This window comes from Zoogloea sp., from assembly GCF_028693495.1.
Classification (GTDB): domain Bacteria; phylum Pseudomonadota; class Gammaproteobacteria; order Burkholderiales; family Rhodocyclaceae; genus Zoogloea.
Map to the genome: position 1 here is coordinate 1 of NZ_JAQUVG010000177.1, position 2936 is coordinate 2936.

A 2936-nucleotide genomic window follows, 5' to 3' on the forward strand; every position below is an offset into this window, starting at 1 on the left:
TCGGATCGGGGGCCGCGTTCTGTGCGGCCTGGGCTGCGGTCAGCAGGTCTTTCTTCTTGTCAAGCTCGGCCAGGATTTCCTCGGCCGAGGCGGTGAGGGCGAGTCCCAGCTTGTGGGCAACTCGCTCCTGTAACTCTTTGTTCATGACATCTCCCTGGGAGGCTGCGGCATGCAGGTAAAGGTTGGGGGTGTTCGTCAGGCCAGCCCCGGTGAGCGACACGACCCTTCCGGTGTCCGGGTCGTATGTGAATACCGGCGACAGGTACCTGTACTCCTTGGCGGCGAGCGCTTTGGCTGCCGTCTCGGTCCACGTTGCCTGACCCCACACGCCGTCCTCTCGAAGCTCCAGCTTCTTGATCCATCCGGCTGCGGGGACTGGTCCGGCCTTCTTCTCGGCGGAAAAGGTCTGGTGATCGTAGTCGACCACCAGGTCGATTCCCCACCCGGCAAAGGCGGACAGCACGGCGTCGGCGTCAAGCTCATACGGCCCGCGCCCGTCGCGCCCCGAGAAGTTCCCCGCCGGAACGAGATGAACCCATTCCGGCGGGGTGTCCGAGGAAGGAAGGCGGATGCTGAAACGATCGGTGAGGGTCTTCATGTAGCCATCATGGCCACATCAGATGATAAGAAGGCGCGGAAGAGGGTCAGCATATAGCCGCTCTCTTCCGCGCCTGATTGGTGTCTTTGTCTGGTCGCCCCGTTTAACCCGTTTACCGGCGTTTACTAGGGGGGTGAAGGGGGTGGACAGGTGTCCACGCTAGGGACGATGGTTAAAAATCGTTCTGGGGGCATTCTGGCGAGTTTTCGGATTTTGCGCAACCCCTCTCGTCATCATGGCAGCATATACCCCGATACAATGGCCAGGATGGAGCCCCTGTCGCTGTCCGAAACTCCAAGGAAAGGACGGGCCGGGATATCGCCCCAGGGGGCCGCGCCGAACTGCCCGCGCTTCGCGCCGAACTGCTGCACGGCAGCATAAACCTGTGGGCTGCCAATTTCAACCCTGTCGCGACCTGCGCTGTAATGTATCATCGTGGACAGGGATTTGGTTTCACCGATGAGAGGCTTCTTTGATCCAGCGCGGGCCTGGCCTTTCTTGGTCAGCCCGCCGCGCTTGCTGCGGGAGCCCTTGTACTTGTCGACATAGGCAAGGATGGTCGCCGGAGAGTTCTCCTTCCACGCCTCGCCGTCAGGGCCGACGCCGTCGGAGAACCGCTGGATCGCGCTCTCGGCGAGCAGTTCCCCGATATCCTGCATGGCGGGAGACATATTGCCGAGGCGACGGACAAGCCCCTCCAGGGCGTCCAGAACCTCTCTGTCGTTGATTTCGATGTTGATCATGGCTATACTCTATTGAAAGGTGCGTGCATCGCGGCGTCCGGCTCATACCCGGAAACGTCCTGGACGTTAGCGCGGGGGCGCACCTGCTTTTATCCACATGCTCTGCAGAACCAGCGACCTTCTCTTTTCCCGAATCTCAAAAGCTGCCGTGCGCATCTCGCCGCCAATCTCTTTCGATATCCGCACGACCGGGCGGCCAGCCTTGGTCATGCCCCCGTCCTCGACCAGGTCCGGACTGTTCAGCATTTCAGGCAGCAAGGCATAGTCTTCGACCCTTACTTCCCGCTGGCCCCTGGCGAGTTCTGACTTGGCGTCGCCATGCCCGGTGAGTATGTGCCTGGGTGCATACTGGTCGATCGCATAGTCGAACAGATCGACCTTTGCGCCGGTCAGTCCTCCCACCGCCTTGGCGTCTGCACTTGTGAGCAGGCCCATGGTCAGATACGGGGGGACGTCCCTGCCGTCCAATGCGGCCTGAGCATAGCGCCGAACGTCGTCCGCCACGGAAGGAAGGCTGCGATATGACGTGGCCAGCCTGTCGCGGACTGACTCCGGAACTCCCTGCATGTACGACTTGGCCAGGGAATAATCCCACTGCTGCGTCTTGGCCGCCATCGTCCGGACGGCGTCTGAAACCGTGTCGCCGGGCATGTAGCCCCATCCACGGTCGATGCCGCTCGGCTCACCCGTCTTGGGGTCGATTCCATTATCCGGAGCCGTGCGCACCTCGCCGCCATATCTATCGGCATCCTCGGGACGCCTGACGCCGACAACCCGGCATAGGCAGCCCCACCCGTTCGGAGGGTAGTGCACCTTCCACCAAGAATCGTCAGCCCGCAGCGTAAGACCGTTCCAGAACACATGCAGCGGATGAGGATGGAGAGAGCTGTCGGAGTGCTTGTACACCCACCACTCAAAGCCGCCCTCGCGCAGCTGCGCAAGGCGACCGGCGGCGTAGCTCGTGGAAAGATTGGTCGTGTAGATAACCCTGGTGCGCCAGTTGAACTCGCCCCGGTAGTCCCAGCCGTTGCGCTCGACGATTCGGGCAAAGTCCTTGCGGAACGACTGAATGCTTCCGCCCTCGGCAGTAACCCTGTCGACCGCTGCGGCCAGGTCGGACAGCAGGTCCGCCTTTGCGGCCCCGGCCACCATGAAGCCCTGATCGTGCCGCCCCTTCCAGACGTCGTCCCACTTGGAGGACGGCATCATCTTGCCGAGCTTGGCCCGGAAAAAGGCGACCTGCTCCGGAAACGGGCGCTTGAGTACGCCCGCTACCTTCGGGTCAGCTGCGGCCGGATCAGACATCAGATTCCCTCTCCACGTCGTAGCGCCCCGCCAGCTCGGCGGCGGCGAATCCCATGGCCATCACTTCGGCCAGGTCTCCATCGGGCAGATCGGCGTAGCTTGCGAGCAGAGATTCCCGAAGCGTCGGAAGGTCCGGAGCGTCCTCGACCAGCTTGCCGATGTGCTCCAGAATGGTCGCCCACCCTGGCTCGGCATCCGCTGCCATCCTTTCTGCCTGGGGGGATATGGGGGTCACATCCTCTCCGGAAGCCTCCTGGGCGTGTGCGGCGGTAGCCTTGCGAGAGTGCTTG

At 62.4% G+C, this 2936-nt stretch carries 4 protein-coding genes; all 4 read right to left on the reverse strand.

The window, feature by feature from the left end; genetic code table 11:
• Positions 1–598 (reverse strand): phage protease (locus tag PHD22_RS16810; RefSeq protein ID WP_299869566.1); only part of this gene is annotated, 598 nt, incomplete at its 3' end.
• Between the two features lie 233 nt (positions 599–831).
• On the reverse strand, positions 832–1341 hold the full coding sequence (locus PHD22_RS16815) for a phage virion morphogenesis protein (protein WP_299869569.1): 510 nt from the start codon (positions 1339–1341) through the stop codon (positions 832–834).
• Between the two features lie 66 nt (positions 1342–1407).
• On the reverse strand, positions 1408–2646 hold the full coding sequence (locus PHD22_RS16820) for a phage minor head protein (RefSeq protein WP_299869572.1): 1239 nt from the start codon (positions 2644–2646) through the stop codon (positions 1408–1410).
• A partial coding sequence (locus PHD22_RS16825; RefSeq protein WP_299869575.1) for a hypothetical protein occupies positions 2639–2936 on the reverse strand: 298 nt, incomplete at its 5' end. The genes PHD22_RS16820 and PHD22_RS16825, both read right to left, overlap by 8 nt.